The sequence below is a fragment of the Bacillus thuringiensis genome (assembly GCF_022095615.2).
GTDB classification, from domain to species: Bacteria; Bacillota; Bacilli; order Bacillales; family Bacillaceae_G; genus Bacillus_A; species Bacillus_A cereus_AG.
On the sequence record NZ_CP155559.1, the window covers coordinates 2,962,612 to 2,979,527 of the forward strand.

Sequence of the window (16,916 nt, forward strand, 5' to 3'; positions counted from 1 at the left end):
CATTACTCCTTTTCGCTTTTTATAATTATTGATGTTAATTATCATGAATTTGTATCAGTTCACTCCTTTCTCAACTCATCCTTAGCTTTGAAACCATAATAAAATGTATTTAAAACAAGCTCTGCAGCAGATTTTTTAGCCACATTTCCTTCATGTACCTGTTCCCAGGTATGGAAAAGCAGGGCATACAGCGTATTCAAAATCCATTCGCTGCTAACCGTTTGCTGAAAAAAACTCTTTGTTGTAACAGCTCAATAACGTGTCGTACGTTAAGAAAATTGACTTTAAAATTTCATTATAAAGAGGTTCCTTCATTAAAACTTTCTTTAATAATTATTTCTTATTTGGAATTTTACCCCAATAAGTGAAGTACCGTAACAACAATTCAACAGGTCCCATATTAAAAGACCTTAACCACATTATGCTAAAAACAATTAGAATAGTATGGATAATGAAGCAGATAATTAATGAATTAATAGGTACACTACCAATGATGAGACTAAAAACAATTAGTAAGACACTTTGTGCCAGATAATTTGTTAAAGACATTTGTCCATAATATTTTATTGGAGAAAATATTACTTTAGCTTTATCCCATTGTAAAATAATTAGAAGAAAGCTAATAATCATTGAAGAAACTATATAATCTTCTAATATTTCATGGCCTGCAGGAGTAATGACAATTAACTTTTGAATATAAAATAGAGATAGATAAGCAAAAATAGTAACTATTAAGAAAATCGAAATATACTTTAATTTCCCATAGATATTTTCAAAAAATTTAAATTGCCCCATCGTAAACCCTAGCATCATCAATGATAACCAATTACTTATGTTTGAGAGTAATTCTAGCCATACTATCCTTTCACCATAAACAGGTTGACAAAATGCTGTAACTATAGATAAAACAATTAGTGTAATCGTTACAATTAAGTTATTCCATTTTTTACATTTAAAAAACATAGCAATAAATAGGCCAAGTACAGCATACACCATTAACACATCGTTAATCCCAGATGGTGCATAAAATATATGGATAAGTCCTAGTACAAATAAAAATCCTATTCTTCGTAAAAATAAAAGGTATCTATTTTTTGTTTTTTGTTTGGATCGATTCATAAAAAGATAACTACCAAATCCAAATAAGAAGAATAGGATAGGGTAAAATTTTCTGTTAAAAATTGAATATAATTCATCATGGAATTCATTATTAACACCTACATTATTCATAACCTGATAACTATTCACAAGAAGGACTCCCAACAAGGCAAATCCTCGTAAGTAATCCATTGTATCTATTCTTATATACGCATTTAATTTATTCATTTGGAATCTCCTAATACACTTAAAGGTTATTTTACAAAAATAAAAATGTGCCTCTGTAAATTTAAATATCCCTACCAATAAAAGATTTATTAACTATTAGAAACAGACTTAATGTTTTTATTTTTATCAGCTCCTTTTTTTATTTTCCACACTGAGCTTTAGCACGCTGAAAGCAACTGCATTGTAGGGAACATGGTCTAAAACAACCTAATTCAAGTAGCTTCACTTTTAGCCGTTTTCAATCAGAATTACTTGTGAATGGTTTAATCCACCTACAAAAAAACTACATGCTTCAGTGTATAGGCGTTTAACATCTTAAAGATATACGTTATTTATGTTTAATTACATGACTGTCCCCTTACAAATTGGAAAATAATCTTACTAAATTGTAATAATACGTGTCATGACCCATCGTTTAACCGACAATCAAATACAAATACGTTTGAAAAATTAAGCAATGCGTAAGAAAGCCGATTTTCTGTATACTAAAGAACAAAAAACCGGCTTTCTTTCTTACTTTTATTTACATTTAAGTGGAGATATACGCTAAATCAATTTTGTAGAACTTTATACAATTAGAAGGCAAAGAAAAAGTCGAGTTTCTAAGAATCGACTTTTTTATATAGCATATTACAGGCTTAATTTGTTCTTTCTAATGTACTCTTCCATAGCTTCATAGGAAAGGATAGCGATGAGATATTCCTTTTATTTGTCCCGTATCGATACGCGAGAAACAACATTATTTATTATTCTCCAAAAGAATAACAAAAACGAACCTATTTCAGGTCTTTTCTTGTATTTTCTCTGTTATAATCCTTTAAAAACAGCTTAGGCCATACAATCTGCACTCCCACTAGTTACTAAATGATAGATTTGTTCATATTTTTGTAACATATATAGACAGGTATATATGCTACAATAAACTTAGCAAATTACAAATAAATTTGCATTTCCTGTGCCCCTTACCTCCCAGTAAGGGGCGTACCCATTTACAAGTCACTATTTCAATACAATTTTTTAAAAGTACTTTCACATCAATTTCACAAATTCAAAAACTCTCAAATGTTACACTTCATACATCCTTTTTCAAGGACTATATGCCGATACGTGAATCTCTATCTATATAGGGATTTTTTTGTGCGAAATCCCCCTCACCTTCAATTTAAGAATTCAAAAAAGAAGGGGATTATCCCCCTTCTTTTTAAGCTTGCTCCGACTGTCGGAATTATTTAATATACCCACGATTCAGTTCTGTTAACTTTTCATTAATGTTAAAAATTCTTACTCTAATCTCTTTAACACCTGCTGCTTCAAGTCTGTTCTTGTGCATTTCAGCGTATTTTTCAGCATCTTGTTTTTCCTCAAATACATAAATGCCTCCAGCTTCTTTCGTTTCTTGATTCTCTGTCCATATTTTCCAGTGGAATCCTTCTTCTTCGTTAATACTTTTTGCTAAATTCCAAAATCCTTTTTCCATTTCTTCACCAAATGGACCTTCAAAAGGAAAATCAACCTGTAATAAATATGCCATCTTTACTCACTCCTATTTTCAATATAAAGTTCACCCGGAATTCCTTTGTATAAAAAACTCTTCCCATTCTTTTACTAATTATGATTTGAATAATAGTAATGTCTAAGTTCCTATTGCTAATATTATTCAAGCACTAGTTTGAGACTTTCCCTATTCTTTATTGTATTTAAAAATTAAAGAGTTCTATTTAGACTTGAGATTCTTGCCTATATTGAACAATTTTTCTATACTCTGTCGATATTGAACGACCAAATGGAATTGTTTGTCTCTGCTAATATAGTAATGGTCCATTTTTCTCCACATGAAAGTAAGCAGGTGTTTATCTAGTGAAATCTGGAACGACAAGTTATTTTCCAATGACACATTCCTTAAGAATTGTTCGGTTTATTATTTTTCACCTAAATACATTCATACTACTAATTAATAAGCCACGCTATGAGTAGTGCCGACACACTCAAAATGCACGTTAAGGTACGCGTGTGATTCAGCAACGTCCAACGGGATTCAAATTCGACTCTGAGTTCATCCCATCCAGAATCTCTTACAGGTAGTTCAGCTGAGAGAATCGCTCTATTCATCGGAAGATTTCCTGTGAAAGTGATTAGTAGAGTGGCAACATAACTAATCACTGCGATTAATCCTAAAATGACTTTATCAAATTGCTGTAGGTAAACGGCTAATACAACAAAACCGATCTGCGCTATAAGAGCTCCGTTTGAAATAAAGAGAAAAATCGGATTAGCCACTGATGAGGTAAAGTGTCTAACCGAAAGAACGAAAGTACGATCATCCGAATTACGCAGACCAGGCATGACAGAATTAGAGTATGCAAAAACGGTTCCAGCAACAATACTTGTTGTCAATATAGCAAGAAACGCTAAGACTTTGAAAAATAATAACTCATTCATACGTTTTCACACTCCCTATCTATAAAATAATTACAAAACGATATCACCTTGAACGCATAAAGTTTAACAGTTTTCAGTTATGTTAAAAAAATATGATACAAACTGATCCCTAAACTAAGGACAAACAAAACAAGTGCAGGTATCGCTTTCTTAAAGGGATCTTTCGCTAATACAATAAGAGTTAATGCAGCTGCAAGCATCGTGCCGCCTAACAACAATCCTGCCCATAAAGCCGCCATTGGGAACCAAATTCCTATCAACATTCCAATCGCTCCTACAATCTCAAAAGCCCCAGTTAAGGAATTAAAAAACGAAGGTAAACCAAATCGTTTGAACTCATCTGCCATTTTCCCAGATATAATTTTCGTACCTGTCATTATAAAGAACAGAAACAATACAACTTTTACTACATTGATTAATATTAAAATAGCAATCACATCTTTCTTATTTATTTGATAAATTTATATGCTGCAGCATATATAATACAAAAATTTGACTGGTACTAGGCAAAAAAAGTAATCCTGAATCAGATAACATACAAAATAAAGCTATCTCCACCATTCCTCGAAACAAACAAAATTACATGCTATAGCATATATAATACCTAAAACAAAGTTTGTTCCTTATAAATAGCATAGCATCAATAAGGAACAACTATTAATAACGTGTATCATACAATTTGTTTAATAACGATTGTAATACTTTAATCTCTTCCTCGCTCAAATTACTCGTAACGAAATGGTGAGCGTCTGTCACTACAGGCAAGATTGTTTTCTTTAACTCGTCACCTTTTTCAGTTAAAAAAAGGTTGTGTGAACGCCTATCTTGGTCATTCAAAGCCTTCTTTACAATCCCTTTTCTCTCCATTGACTGTATCATTCTTACGACAGTAGTTTGATCTTTATCAATAGCTTCTGCTAACTCTTTTTGAGTAGTGGCCCTTTGGCTACAAAGAACACTAATAATCCCCCACTGCTCTGGCGTAACTCCAAAAGGCTTTAATTTCTTCGTAAAATAATTGGTCATTTTCACATCCGTACGATGAACAAGATAGCCTATTAAATCATGTAAGTTCATATATCACCTCTATAAATTAAGATATAAAAGGATATAGCATACCAGTCAATTCTTCACAGTGAATTTGTTTGTTTCACTATATATATGCTATGACATATATATTAAATTAGGTCATTTTAATTGTCAAATGAATTACTTATTATTTTTCTACAGTATCAGTCCAGCTTATTAAAAATAAGGAAATCCCGTATTTAATAAAAATACGGGATTTTTATAAATGAGTTATTCACTTATTCGAAAGAAGTTCATTCGTTACATATTGCTTATCTAATTAAGAAAAATTCATATACCAGCCCAAACATCTTTTCCATATCGCCCTTCATCTTGCACATGTTCCAACCAATTCCTTGCTTCTTGTTCACTAACTTCATGAATTTCTTGATATGCTTGACAAAGGGTATCTTCTACGTCAGGAGCCATTTTACTTCCATCACCACATATATAAAGATGAGCCCCATTATCTAATAACGAAATTAAATTCATTCTATCTTGTTTTATTAAATGCTGTACATATGTTTTAGGATGTCCTTCTAAGCGAGAAAAAGCTGTGTGTAAAGAGATTAATCCATCTCTTTCATCATTTTCTAGTTCTGTACGATAGAGATAATCCTTTTCAGGATGACGACACCCAAAGTATAGATGTGCTTGTCCTAAGTTCATACCTTTTTGCTTTTGAACGCGACGCGCTTGTAAGAATCCACGGAATGGTGCAATTCCAGTACCTGGTCCAACCATGATAATTGGTGTTTCTGGATTTTCAGGTAATTGAAAGTTTGATTGTGGCGTTCGAATGAAACAAATAATCTCATCTTTATTATGACGCTGAGCTAAATAATTAGAAGCGACTCCTTCATATGTCCCTTCCCCACTCCATGCAGGCGCATGAACAACACCAACCGTAATACTCAGACGATCCTGTGCAACGAGTGGAGAGCTTGAAATAGAATAGTAACGCGGTTTGAGCGCCGGAAGAAGTTCTAAAAAGCGTTCAAATCGAATTTCACAAGCCTCATACTTTTCAAGAAGATCCAACATTGAAACACGTTTCTTTAATATTTGTTCATGATAAACTCCGTCTTCCAATAATGATTCCAATTCCTTTTTATGAGGAGGGCATGCTGTGAATATCACCATTTCTCGTATTTGTGCTCGAGTGGCTGCTTCTTGAACTTCAACACTATAACTAAGAAGGTTATATAAACTAACAGGACTGTCTAAAGGTATGTGATTTACACTGCGTCCACTTGCACTCAGTATGACTTGATCCTTCCCATTTAATCCAAAGCGTTTTAAAATTCGGTTGACATTTTTCTCACTATTAATTGGCAGCACCCCAAGGTGGTCACCTTCTTGATACGTAGCGCCTTCTGGCAAAGATATCTCAATATGTCGCGTGCTTCTTTCACTGCTAGATGATTGAAGTTCACGATTTTCTAATATAGATGCATAAACTGCTTCATATGTTCGCGCAAGAGGAGATCCTCCAACACGGCTGACAAATTGCAGACTCAAAGTACTGCGCTCTTTCTCAATGTTTTTGTTAAATTCCAATCCAAATGCCTTCATCGCATCAGACCACATACTTTGTTTCCATTGCTCGAGCTGTTCCTCGAAATCACCACTTGCATCCGCTTCTCCACGTGTAGAAAATCTTGTTGCTCCTTTTTGAGCCATTTGCTCATCAATGTATCTTGGAATTCGCTGATAAGTACTAGCCCAATTATGATCTCCACAACCAAAAACTGCGTATTGAACACCTTTTAGCTCATCCGGTTTTAATTCCTCCAACCACTGCACAAACTGTCCTGCATTACTTGGCGGCTTTCCATTATAAGAAGAAGTTACAATAAGAACCGCCCCTTCTTTTGGCAGACTTCCAATTCGATCGTTAAGAGCTACCACTTCCGTTTGAACACCTTCTAAACTAGCTGTATCTGCTAGTTCTCTTGCAATACCTTCTGCTACCCCGGTATCCGAGCCATACAGAACAAGCAGCGAAAGATTATCTGCCCCAATAATAGAAGGAGTCTTCTGAACTTGCTGCTTGATTTCATGGTTTTTCAGTTTCTCCTCTGTAGGCGCAAGAACAGTAGTATGACTGATAGTTTGATTTCGGGGTAGAATCCTAATTTTAAAATCACCAGGCTTTAGCGTTAATGTTTGTTTTACGTCCAGCTGATAGTCTTCATAATCAATGAATTCAAAATGTTGAAGAAGCATTCCCATTACGAGTGTGGCTTCATGAAGTGCAAACTGCATACCGATACATGCTCTCTGACCATTTCCAAATGGCTTATAAGCATGATGAGGAACCTTATCCATCTCTTCAAATCGTTCAGGTTGGAATTCTTCCACATTGTCTCCCCACGCATCTTTATCCCTATGTAGCTGAGGAATAAGAACAGAAATACGATCTTCTCCTTTCTTAATTGGGTATTTACCACCAATTACTGTATCTTCTTTTGCATAGAGACTGAATGCTGGAGCAGTAGGCCATAGACGTAGCGATTCATTTAAAACCATCCGTATATACTTTAGTTTCATAACTTGTTGGTATGTTGGAGTGGGATCTGTTAAAACCCGATCCACTTCTTCATAGGCTTTTTTCAATTTATCTGGATTCTTTAATAAAAAATAGATTGCAAAAGATAACAATCCACTTGTTGTCTCATGCCCAGCTATTAAAAAGGTAATAATTTGAAAACGAATATTTTCATCATCTAATTTTTCACCAGTTTCCGGATCCTGCACATTTAACATACGGGAAAGTAAATCATTTTCTTCCTGATTCCCATTACTTTTACGTTCAGCAATAATATTATCTACTAAAGAAAACATAGATTGAATATCATGCTGAAATTGACGTTTCGTTCTCCACATAAGTTTGTCTTCTATATCCAGCCGCTGCAATTGGTGCATCGCCTCATCTAGAGCACGGCTCATGCTAGTAATAAAAGGATGAGGGGTCTCACGATAAAAGCTATTAAATCGGTAATTAAAACCACACAGACCAATTGTATCTAATGTAAGGCGAGTCATATCCTCCGGAACATCTACGTTTTCATTCGGATTAAGCCGTGCCCATTTTTGAACGAGTTGTACAGCAATATCGACCATCATGGCATGATAGTCTTTCATTGCCCGTTGGCTAAATGTAGGCATCAAAATATTATGAGCTTTTTTCCAGTTCGGCTCGTGAGTCTCGCTTGTAAATAATCCGTCACCAGCAAAGGCACGAACCTTTGCTAAAGCACCCTCTATACTTTTATCGAACCGTGTTTCGTCACAGACTTCTGCTACCAGTTCATGTCCAGAAACGACAATGATGGTATCACTTAAAGTTTGAATTTGAAAAATGGGACCATACTCTTCCGCCAGCTTAATAAACGATAGAGTCGGTTTATCTTTATTGATTAATGGGAGATTACCCAGCGGTCCATATGTTTTCGGCTGAGGAATGGCAGATACTTTTTTATCCATTAAAAACACCCTTTCAAAAAAGCATGAAATAAAATATCCCATTCAATAAAAAGAAGATAGCAATGAATCGCCTGGGATAAAGATATGTAATTGATTACCTTATTTTATCTTTTCCCTAACTATTCACGATTATGATATTGCTTATAAGGTTGGTAATCTAAGTTGTTGGTTGATATTGGATTTATAACTTGCAGAAAAAAATACTAAATTAAAATGAAGCGTATTATTATAATGTTTATCAAAAATTAAGAGCTAAAAATTGTAGTATTGGGAAAACCAGTAGTTTCTAATGTCAATCCAAACAAATACGATAAGCAAATATACTGTGTCGTTAATGAAAAAGGATCTGATATGAATATCAGATCCTTTTTACTATATAATTATTTCACTGTTTCTTTTCCAGCTTTAAATACTAGCGCCTTAGCAGTAGAAATTTGCATTTCTTCACAGTCTAACTAAACAGCAAAAAACTTGTAGAAATCATTATCTAAAGTTATGTTTCATTCTACCGATTTAACCTCTCAATAGCTTCCGCGCTTGTATCTACACGTTTAACGAAAAAAACTAACAGTAGTGCAACAATATTCATGCCAAGCGCTACATAGAATGAATATTGAATTCCGGATAATAAAGCCTTCTGCGTTAATATTGCCTTCGTAGCTTCTGTGAAGGTTGCTGGATCTACATCAGCCATTAGACTTTCAGCTTTTGTTTTTGTTACAGAATTCATAATCGTAACAAGAATAGCAGTACCAATCGAACCGGACACTTGTTGAGCCGTATTATTAACAGCTGTACCGTGCGGATTTAAGCGAGTTGGCAATTGATTAAGGCCATTTGTCATAAGTGGCATCATCACCATCGCCATCCCAAACATCCGCAGCGTATAAATAAGAATAATATGTGTGTGACTAGAGTCGATTTGCAGGTTTGCCAGCATATAAGTTGAAACAGCTGTAATGGAAAGTCCTACTATACCAAGAATTCGAGGACCATATTTATCAAATAGTTTACCTGTAATGGGTGACATAACTCCCATTATTACCGCACCTGGAAGCATCATCAGCCCAGAGCTTAGCGGTGAAATACCACGGACATTTTGTACATAAGCTGGTGTTAAAATCATACCCGAAAACATGGCCACTGCGTTGACAATTGCAATTACAGACGCAAGTGCAAACATTGGGTACTTGTAAACACGTAAATCCAATAATGGTTCATTCATTTTTAATTGACGGATAATGAAAGCAATTAGGGCAATAGCGCCTATGGTTAAGGTTGTTAAGACAACTTTATTCGTCCAGCCATCGGAGCTTGCAGAACTGAATCCATATAACAAACCGCCAAAACCGACAGAAGATAATAGTAATGAGAGATAATCAAGTTTTGCATTTTTGTTTTGTCTCATGACATTCTCCGATTTCCAAATCCCCAGCAGTAAGCTAATGATTGCTAACGGTAAAATCATTTCAAAAAGCAAACGCCAGTCATAATACTCTACAATATAACCTGATAGTGTCGGTCCAATTGCAGGAGCTGTAATCATAACTAATCCAAAAATCCCCATTGCTGTTCCCCTTTTTTCTCTTGGAAAGCTTACCAGCATAATATTCATTAACAAAGGCCCCATGACTGAAGAACCTGCTGCTTGGATCATCCGGCCAGTAAGTAATAAACCAAAGTTCGGTGCTACAGCCGCTAAGGCCGTACCAAGAATAAAAATCACCATAGATGTAATAAATAAGCTCCTATTGGAGAAACGGGTTATTAAAAATGCTGATGCTGGAATTAATATACCACTTACAAGCATATACCCTGTAGAAAGCCACTGGATTGTTGAAAAATCTTTAATATCTAAATCCTTCATTATTGATGGCAAGGCTACATTTAAAAGCGAGTTATTTAGAAATGAAACAAATGCGCCAATAAAAAGGATTACAAGCATTAAATATGGTGGTTTTCTTTTATGTAATGTCTCACTCATATATTTATTTGCCCCTTCATTATAAATTCCATTGATTCGTTTAAATCATTTGCATATCTGCACAAAAATACACTGTTCTTGCAGTATTTTGCCAAACTCTTCGAATGGATATTCTCTTTTTAGCAATTCTACTTGCTCAACATAACATTTTAAAATTTTTTTATTGATTAAACCTTTATAAACATTTAAATACGGGCTTGTAAATCTAGTTATGTAACCATCCATAAAAAGGAATATTACATAGGCTAAGTCTAACATTACATTTTTAAAGTGGGGGGAATAAGCTTATGCACCAATATTGGTATTTGAATTTAGAGGGAAACGGGGAGCAATATAATAACCAAATTTCAATGTCATCATTATATTCACAGCCTCAAACAACTAAAGCGGAGGGAATGGATGGTCTGAAGATTCCTGAGAATTGGAGTTGTCGAGTCTATCCATTTGGTTGGGATTCACCAGCCAATTATACGGGTTTCAATCCCGAGCCCCCTCCCTTCTCTTGGGAGCAGCCCATCCATTATGCAGCGATGATGCCCCAAGGTCATCCTGCTCATTGGGCTCCATTACCAGGCCATGCAGGCTTTAATTTTCAAAAACCTGTATGGCCCCAACCATTCAATCATGCAGGGATGTTCCCACAAGGTCATCTTGCCGCTTTACTATCGCCGCCAGTCAAGCCTTTTAATTTTAATGCCAATAACTGGGGTGCTTTCGGAAACCCTCCAGGGTGGGGAGGACAGGTAAATCCCATGGGATGGGGGAATAACGGAGGAATCGGTCAGCCAGGTATGCTTGGAAACTTACTTTCAGTAGGAAAAAGCAGCATGAATGGAATAGGAATGATTAGTAGTCTAATCGGTATGGGGAAGTTCTTCTTTTAGTTCATTAGAACGGGAAGATAGGTCCATGGCCCCGGCTTAAAAAACATTTCCTTTTCCTTTGATTTCATCTTCTCAAACATGCTTCCAATACTCCCTCCAAGTTCGTTTCCTCGGCTTTCAAATTATAAAAACATCTATTACCCTATATCGGATAACTTGATAGAGGTGTGGCTCCACCAACAAAACGCAAATTTCGTACGCTAAGCAAAACGTTACAAAAAAAACGGTTCCTTTACGAAAGAACCGTTTTTTTGTAGTTTTTATTTATTTGAAAAGTAGTCAAATCTTTTTTCACTAGTTAACACTTTGAACACGGCCAATTTGTCCATCTTGTAATCGAACTTTAATACCGTATGTATGTGTTTCACTATGTGTTAAAATGTCTTTCACAACACCACTTACAGTTTTACTATAGTCATTATCTAATTGAATAACTACATGTGAACCAACTGAAATTTGTGATCTTGTTGGTTTCCCACCTGTTGCTTGTGTTGTTTTTTCTTGTTTTTGTGTTCTCTCTTGTTGTATAGACTGTTGTTGCTGAGTCTTCTGCTCTTGTTGTTTACGTTTTTCTTCTACTCTTTGCTGCTCTTCTTGCTTACGCTTCTCTTCTTCTACTCTTTGCTGCTCTTCTTGTTTACGCTTCTCTTCTTCTGCTCTTTGCTGCTCTTCTTGTTTACGCTTCTCTTCTTCTGCTCTTTGTTGCTCTTCTTGTTTACGCTTCTCTTCTTCTGCTCTTTGCTGCTCTTCTTGTTTACGCTTCTCTTCTTCTACTCTTTGTTGCTCTTCTTGCTTACGTTTTTCTTCCTCTGCTACTTTTTTATCTTCATCTATTTTTTGCTCTTCCTCTGCTACTTTTAATTTTTCTTCATCACCTTTACAAGCACTTAAAGCCATTACACACAAGCTCATAAGTACAAATAATAACAATTTCTTTAACATTAAAAAATCCTCCTATATATACATTACAAATCAATAACTTTCATAGCATAACAAAAATGCATGTATTTCTTTGTCAAAATTTGTCGTATAAATTTAATTTCCACTAAAAGACTGACAGTACAATAAAAGCGGAAATTATTATATCGATTCGTGCACAGGAATTACGTTCGTTTGCTAATCAAGTAAACTTAATTAATGAAATACAAGGAAAAACCTTCATCTTATGTATAAAAGGATCTTTCAATTAAAGATCCTTTTATATCGCTCATTTAACTAAATAGATTGGTTAATTACATAACGCTTTTCTAACTTTCCTTGCGAAGCTTAGCGGATCATCAACGTCTTCGATATTAACGTAAATTAAATTTGGCTCATCACATAACCACTCATTGTGTATAGACGAAACGATTATTCCTTGTTTAATAATTGTAGCAACAAACCCATTAACTTCTCTTTGCAATAGCGCTATCCGGCCTAAACATAATGCTCGTCCAGTTTTATTATCACGTGATTCGAATGAGAAGGAACTTGTTACTCTAAAACGTTTTCCTAAGATAGTTGCTTGTATTTCATCCCGATTTATTGTTGCCACACATTTTCCACCGGCGAACCCTTCTTGGCCACCTATAATTCTTGCAAACTGTTGACAAATTAATTCATCATTACACGCCATACCTTGAATCATCCCCCTTTTTACTGTTAGGTTATGAATGAATACTTAGGTCTGAAACGGTAATGAATCTATTCTATTATAAAAAAGATTATCAGAATCTAACGAAATCTATTATATGGTAAGACATTTTTAGGGAACATAAAAAAAACACCCTAAGGTGCGATCCTCCGACTTAAAAATCGTATCTATGTATGGAGAAATTTAGAAAAGAGAAGCTTCTAACTATAATTTATAAAGCTATTATGCCATGAATCACTTACATATTTCCTTATTTACTGGGAGCAGAATCCCCATTATATTACTTTCTGATCAGTCTCGTTAAAGCCATCCCAATAAATCCAGCCCCCATCCCTATTAGCCACCCAGCATGCGTATCGCCTAATATAGATCCCACTCCTCCGCCAAGAAACATGCAGCCAACAAATACTAATCCTCCAATTCCCCAATTCGGCTTTTCCATAATTCAATCACATCCTTTCAATAAAACATATGCGATTAACTAGCCCAACTTTCTTGCATAAGATATGTTAATTATTTTGCTTATGCACTTTCAGGGCATTCAAAAGATGCAATGATTGGCCAATTTGAATGAATTGCAGAAGGAGAATTTCATTTTTCATATTATAATAACTTAAGAGTTGTGGAAGAAATTCTTCTTTAACTAACGGGTTAATAGAAGTATGGAGATTTCCCACAATTTATGACTCACCCTATCGCTATCAAGCTAAGAAAAGCAAATCCCAAAAAACGAAAATTATATGCCTCGTTGACTACTGTTAATGAGACGTTATGTCATACAATGGAGTTAATATTAGAAAACTGTGAGGATGATTACGTTGATAAAATTTGTAATTAGTTATGCTGCAAGTCTGTTTGCTTTTATTTTTGGATGGTTCTTAATTTCATATATTTCTCATCCTAGCTTTATTCACCCGAACGTTGTATTAGGATTCATTAAAACGATCGTCACTTATGGTAGTATACCGGCTCTTGTAGCTTGTCTAATTGGGGAAGTGTTATACAGGAAAATCAAACGATGTAGAGAATTTCAATTTGGAATTCCTGTATTTATAGGACTAGCAGTTCTCTATACACTTATACCATTTCTTTTTCTTTTTCCTTTTAATTTTTCCCATTTCTTTGATTTCGTTGCACCTGTTATTATCGGGGCCTTATCTTTTTATTTAGTACGTAGAAAAATATAATTAACTTCAAGAGTGTGACAGAAAGAAGCCGGAGTGAATAAAACCATACTGTATAACCATACAGTGCTCAAAAAACGCATCAATTCCTTGCAAAATCAACAATAAAAAGGATTTGTGGACCCTAGGATTAGATGAAACGAGAACAATCAAAATGCCGTCATTGCTTTACTTAAAAGAAGAATTGAAAAATTAGAGAAAAAGAATACAAGGTTTGAGGAAGAAAATAAGTAATTGCGCGAAAAAGAAAATGTAAAGCTTACTGATTACTTCATAAAGTTATAAAATTAGGACCGTACATATTAGACAGTTCTAAAATGTACGGTCCTTTTGTTTACTAGTGGTTCACTTATCTAACCTAAAGATAAGTATGTGGTCCTTTTACAATTTGAATTTCTTTTTAAGCTTCTTATATTTTCTATACGAACGTCTAACAATGTTTAATATAAAATACGGTATTTTAATAGGGAAAGGAAATTTATAAATGACAGGTAAATAAAATCTAAAATATGCCTTTTCTAGGTCTCTCCACTTAGTATCTTCTTTTGTTTTTAAGAAATCAGATACATCGACTACATATCCCCTTCCGTTTTCCATCATCACATTTTTTCCGTGAACATCACAAGGAGTTAATCCTTGTTCCCTTGCATACTCTAAAGCTTCATTGATATCAAGGATCACCTGCTTAGGAATTTTAATCCCCTTATGAACAGCATCGTATAAGGTAATTTCTTTTAAACGTTTCAATACTATGAAATTTTCTCCTTTATATATAAGCTTCGAATAAGAAGGATGATTTCCGATTTTTCGGTATACTTCTGACTCTTTTTCAATTCCTTCTCCTTCTCGTGCGTAAATTTTCACTACCCAATCTTTGTATTCTTTGTGCATAAATACTGCGGCATAATTACCCATCCCTAAACACTTCCAAAGTCTAGGAATATCTTTAACTACTACAGGCTCGAAGTCATCCTCACTTCTTATGCTTACCTCTTTTAATAATTCGTCCTTTATCAATCCCACAAAACTGTTTATACTCATCATTTCCACTCCGGTTTTGCTAAAAGGGGGTCCACCCACATTTTAACGAAAATATACACTAAGAGAATTTTAGCATAAAACGAGTCATCTTTTTTCTTAAAATAAAAAGATGACTCGTTTTATTTGAACTGTTGAATACTTAATATTTATTCCACTATCCATAGCCAAAAACCGTACAACATAAAAATTTTTTCAACTATTTACGTATTTTCATTTTTTCAAAAGCAACTGTATAAGGGCTTTTCTTAGTGCAAGTTCTCTTGATTCATTGGCCATACCAAATCCATGTTTGTTCATCGCATAGGCATAACCTAACTTTTCATCTGGATCGGTAAAACAGAATGATCCTCCTGGACCTAGGTGCTGTACAAAACACAAAATTATCGTTTTTGGGGTGGTATGAGCTTTTAACTTGATGGGTATAGGGTACCGCCACATCGCTATCAAGCTAAGCCCATACAACGTTAATTATAGTAGAGGTTGTTTCTTTTTTTAAAAGCTACGTGTAGGGAATTTAAAGATTTGCATACGGAATAAATCCTAATGGGTTTCAATTTTTTGATTTAAGCCGCTTGATTATCAAACATGGTACAATTGTAAATGACACCTAATATATCAAAGACTGTTTTCTTCTCATATCGATGAGATTTTCTCCCGTTTTGCTGTAGGAGATTGAACAGGCGAAGTAACACCTTTGATAGCTCTTGGGTGTCTTTTTGTATCGATTGGAAAAGAAGAAAAAAGTAATCTTTAATCATATATATGGCCTTATATTCACTCAGTTCTCGTTTCTTTTTCATAAGAAGTAATTGCCGCATTTGAAACATGATAGAAGAACAAAGTAGAATGGCGATCAGTTGCCCATACAAATGGCATTCCAATCGTTCTTTGTCATTTTGGACATTCTCCGATTCCAATTTTCCTTTTATTATACAAGAAATAGCCAATAGAATAGACTTTTTTCAAGTGTCTATTCTATTGGCTATATTTTAAAATGGATGTCTTCTTTTTTAGTAATAGGAAAGTATTTCTTTACGTTACGAAATAAATCCAATAAACATTATTTCATTATTATATAATGATTTAAAAATAAAATTCAGCCAATAAGACTTATTTATAACTTGCTGAGCCATCAGTCATAGATACCCAGATACCTAATCTATCTTTCAAACTATCACCAGTATGCATTCTTAAGTAAATTGTTTTAGCAGACATATTTTTATAGTTTGTATATTTAAAGTATAAGCTTGATTTTGCTGTAATCTTCTGTGAACGATTTTCAGTCTTACGACTAATTGCAAGTTTATCATCACTGAATGTACCAGCTATAGTGTGAATATTTTTACCATATACTTTATCGATGTAATTGTTTCCATTATGAGTGTTTAAATATACTCTAGCACTATATGACGCATTACTAAGCGCATTTTTACCTGTAACTTTAATTGTTTTGAAGCTTCCAGAACTATAAGGAGTAGCAGCTTCTTCATCATTTTCAATATCTAATTCAACAATGTTATATGAACCGTCAGGGTAACGATTAACTTTTTTCGGGTTTTCCGCTGTAGCTGCAAATGGATTATTAGCCATTTCTAATTCAGTATAATTAAATAATACTTCTTCGCCTGATGTTTTCTCTGAATCCAGAGGCTCATCATTTTGTAATTTCGTAATTACGCTTGAAATATCAGATTCCGAAGCACCATCTTGTCTCATTTTTTCTGCAATTTCATTATAATCTCCAAACGTTTTTTCATCGGCTGAGGCTGCCTTTCCTCCAATAAATAGTGTGAAAACAAAAAGAATACTAAGTAACGATTTTTTCATTTTGTAAATCCTCCTCTATTGATTTCTTTTCTAAAATAACT

The 16,916-nt window shown here is 34.5% G+C and carries 14 protein-coding genes and 2 pseudogenes; 2 read left to right on the plus strand and 14 right to left on the minus strand.

Annotation, left to right across the window (positions count from 1 at the left end):
* Positions 1-59: 59 nt before the first annotated feature.
* The 8 genes and pseudogenes from KZZ19_RS15385 to KZZ19_RS15420 all read right to left on the minus strand — a co-directional run.
* Positions 60-268 (minus strand): annotated as a pseudogene (locus KZZ19_RS15385) (TetR/AcrR family transcriptional regulator); the annotation flags it as partial.
* Positions 269-333: 65 nt separating this feature from the next.
* Positions 334-1,326 carry a DUF418 domain-containing protein gene (locus KZZ19_RS15390; protein ID WP_237982228.1) on the minus strand — a complete coding sequence of 331 codons (993 nt, stop codon included), beginning with the start codon at positions 1,324-1,326 and terminating at the stop codon, positions 334-336.
* Positions 1,327-2,551: 1,225 nt separating this feature from the next.
* Positions 2,552-2,857, minus strand: coding sequence for a monooxygenase (locus KZZ19_RS15395; RefSeq protein ID WP_237982229.1), 306 nt, complete (start codon positions 2,855-2,857; stop codon positions 2,552-2,554).
* A gap of 416 nt (positions 2,858-3,273) precedes the next feature.
* The gene (locus KZZ19_RS15400) at positions 3,274-3,765 is read right to left on the minus strand and encodes a DUF1772 domain-containing protein (protein ID WP_237982230.1); all 492 of its coding nucleotides are present in this window, start codon (positions 3,763-3,765) and stop codon (positions 3,274-3,276) included.
* 77 nt (positions 3,766-3,842) lie between these two features.
* Positions 3,843-4,199, minus strand: a complete 357-nt coding sequence (locus tag KZZ19_RS15405) for a DoxX family protein (RefSeq protein ID WP_237982238.1) — start codon at positions 4,197-4,199, stop codon at positions 3,843-3,845.
* Positions 4,200-4,422: 223 nt separating this feature from the next.
* Complete coding sequence (locus KZZ19_RS15410; RefSeq protein ID WP_001048550.1) at positions 4,423-4,842, minus strand: MarR family winged helix-turn-helix transcriptional regulator; 420 nt, start codon at positions 4,840-4,842, stop codon at positions 4,423-4,425.
* A gap of 282 nt (positions 4,843-5,124) precedes the next feature.
* Positions 5,125-8,322 (minus strand): bifunctional P-450/NADPH--P450 reductase, encoded by a 3,198-nt coding sequence (cypD, locus tag KZZ19_RS15415; RefSeq protein ID WP_088096929.1) that lies wholly within the window; start codon positions 8,320-8,322, stop codon positions 5,125-5,127.
* A 505-nt stretch (positions 8,323-8,827) separates the two neighbouring features.
* Positions 8,828-10,306 (minus strand): DHA2 family efflux MFS transporter permease subunit, encoded by a 1,479-nt coding sequence (locus KZZ19_RS15420; protein ID WP_088096930.1) that lies wholly within the window; start codon positions 10,304-10,306, stop codon positions 8,828-8,830.
* Positions 10,307-10,593: 287 nt separating this feature from the next.
* Between KZZ19_RS15420 and KZZ19_RS15425 the strand changes: the two genes are divergently transcribed.
* Positions 10,594-11,190: a hypothetical protein gene (locus KZZ19_RS15425; RefSeq protein WP_098342242.1), complete on the plus strand. Its 597-nt coding sequence runs from the start codon at positions 10,594-10,596 to the stop codon at positions 11,188-11,190.
* A 294-nt stretch (positions 11,191-11,484) separates the two neighbouring features.
* On the opposite strand, the gene KZZ19_RS15430 is transcribed toward KZZ19_RS15425, so the two are convergent.
* From KZZ19_RS15430 to KZZ19_RS15440, 3 genes are all read right to left on the minus strand, one after another.
* Positions 11,485-12,132: a YwbE family protein gene (locus KZZ19_RS15430; RefSeq protein WP_348637997.1), complete on the minus strand. Its 648-nt coding sequence runs from the start codon at positions 12,130-12,132 to the stop codon at positions 11,485-11,487.
* A gap of 286 nt (positions 12,133-12,418) precedes the next feature.
* Positions 12,419-12,805 (minus strand): DUF1259 domain-containing protein, encoded by a 387-nt coding sequence (locus KZZ19_RS15435; RefSeq protein WP_098342248.1) that lies wholly within the window; start codon positions 12,803-12,805, stop codon positions 12,419-12,421.
* Between the two features lie 298 nt (positions 12,806-13,103).
* Entirely contained in the window at positions 13,104-13,265 is a 162-nt protein-coding gene (locus KZZ19_RS15440) for a hypothetical protein (RefSeq protein WP_170930143.1), read from the minus strand.
* A gap of 367 nt (positions 13,266-13,632) precedes the next feature.
* On the opposite strand from KZZ19_RS15440, the gene KZZ19_RS15445 reads away from it, so the two are divergent.
* Positions 13,633-14,010 carry a hypothetical protein gene (locus KZZ19_RS15445; protein WP_098342243.1) on the plus strand — a complete coding sequence of 126 codons (378 nt, stop codon included), beginning with the start codon at positions 13,633-13,635 and terminating at the stop codon, positions 14,008-14,010.
* Positions 14,011-14,388: 378 nt separating this feature from the next.
* Here the strand turns inward: KZZ19_RS15445 and KZZ19_RS15450 are convergent, their stop codons facing one another.
* The 3 genes and pseudogenes from KZZ19_RS15450 to KZZ19_RS15460 form a co-directional block, all read right to left on the minus strand.
* Positions 14,389-15,048 (minus strand): serine/threonine protein kinase, encoded by a 660-nt coding sequence (locus KZZ19_RS15450; RefSeq protein ID WP_141532572.1) that lies wholly within the window; start codon positions 15,046-15,048, stop codon positions 14,389-14,391.
* 563 nt (positions 15,049-15,611) lie between these two features.
* Positions 15,612-15,938 (minus strand): annotated as a pseudogene (locus tag KZZ19_RS15455) (IS4 family transposase); the annotation flags it as partial.
* A gap of 220 nt (positions 15,939-16,158) precedes the next feature.
* Positions 16,159-16,875: a hypothetical protein gene (locus tag KZZ19_RS15460; protein ID WP_237982232.1), complete on the minus strand. Its 717-nt coding sequence runs from the start codon at positions 16,873-16,875 to the stop codon at positions 16,159-16,161.
* Positions 16,876-16,916 lie beyond the last annotated feature (41 nt).

Coding starts and splice junctions, on each gene's coding strand:
- KZZ19_RS15390 (WP_237982228.1), bottom strand. CDS start 1,326: ATGAATAAATTAAATGCGTATATAAGAATAGATACAATGGATTACTTA.
- KZZ19_RS15410 (WP_001048550.1), bottom strand. CDS start 4,842: ATGAACTTACATGATTTAATAGGCTATCTTGTTCATCGTACGGATGTG.
- KZZ19_RS15395 (WP_237982229.1), bottom strand. CDS start 2,857: ATGGCATATTTATTACAGGTTGATTTTCCTTTTGAAGGTCCATTTGGT.
- KZZ19_RS15425 (WP_098342242.1), top strand. CDS start 10,594: ATGCACCAATATTGGTATTTGAATTTAGAGGGAAACGGGGAGCAATAT.
- KZZ19_RS15460 (WP_237982232.1), bottom strand. CDS start 16,875: ATGAAAAAATCGTTACTTAGTATTCTTTTTGTTTTCACACTATTTATT.
- KZZ19_RS15440 (WP_170930143.1), bottom strand. CDS start 13,265: ATGGAAAAGCCGAATTGGGGAATTGGAGGATTAGTATTTGTTGGCTGC.
- KZZ19_RS15445 (WP_098342243.1), top strand. CDS start 13,633: ATGATTACGTTGATAAAATTTGTAATTAGTTATGCTGCAAGTCTGTTT.
- KZZ19_RS15450 (WP_141532572.1), bottom strand. CDS start 15,048: ATGAGTATAAACAGTTTTGTGGGATTGATAAAGGACGAATTATTAAAA.
- KZZ19_RS15430 (WP_348637997.1), bottom strand. CDS start 12,132: ATGTTAAAGAAATTGTTATTATTTGTACTTATGAGCTTGTGTGTAATG.
- cypD (WP_088096929.1), bottom strand. CDS start 8,322: ATGGATAAAAAAGTATCTGCCATTCCTCAGCCGAAAACATATGGACCG.
- KZZ19_RS15435 (WP_098342248.1), bottom strand. CDS start 12,805: ATGGCGTGTAATGATGAATTAATTTGTCAACAGTTTGCAAGAATTATA.
- KZZ19_RS15420 (WP_088096930.1), bottom strand. CDS start 10,306: ATGAGTGAGACATTACATAAAAGAAAACCACCATATTTAATGCTTGTA.
- KZZ19_RS15400 (WP_237982230.1), bottom strand. CDS start 3,765: ATGAATGAGTTATTATTTTTCAAAGTCTTAGCGTTTCTTGCTATATTG.